At 50.8% G+C, this 730-nt stretch carries 1 protein-coding gene; it reads left to right on the top strand.

What is annotated here, in order from left to right:
• A partial coding sequence (locus ACWHAR_RS26755) for an MFS transporter (protein WP_452088387.1) occupies window positions 1–730 on the top strand: 730 nt, incomplete at both ends.

Raw genomic sequence — 730 nt, 5'->3', positions numbered from 1 at the left:
AGGCTTGTCTACGGCTTTACCTTGGTTACATGGTCGCTCGCAACATTGCTTCAGGGGTTTGTCCGCGGCTTCGGTTCGCTATTCGGCTTGCGTCTTGCGACCGGAGCGTTTGAAGCGCCGGCTTTTCCGACCAATAACCGGGTGGTGACTTCATGGTTCCCTGAACAGGAAAGAGCTTCAGCCATTGCATTTTATACGTCGGGGCAATTTGCCGGCCTTGCATTTTTGACGCCGGCGCTCAGCGCCATCCAGCATGTCGTCGGCTGGCGCGGCCTTTTTATTGTAACAGGGGTGATCGGCATCATCTGGGGCCTGATCTGGTATATCTTTTATCGTGATCCTGATCGTCATCCAAAGGTAAACAAGGCTGAACTTGACCATATTGAAAAAGGCGGGGGTATCGTCCGCCGCGGCCGGACTTCCGAGAAAGAGAAATTGGCATTTACTTGGAAGCATTTTAAACAAGTGACCGCTCATCGCAAGCTGTGGGGCATATATATCGGACAGTTCGCCGTTAATTCGACTTTATGGTTTTTTCTGACGTGGTTTCCGACATACCTTGTAAAATATAGAGGCCTTGATTTTCTCCAATCCGGTTTTCTCGCCTCGCTTCCATTTCTTGCGGCATTTACCGGTGTTCTGTTGTCCGGCTTCCTGTCCGACTTTTTGATCAAAAGAGGCGTATCGGCCGGGGTTGCCCGCAAAACACCGATTATTACCGGATTGTTCC

This window comes from Bacillus sp. LR--39 (assembly GCF_053613335.1).
Note: the sequence above shows the minus strand (reverse complement) of the source record. Positions and strands in the feature narration are given on the sequence as shown.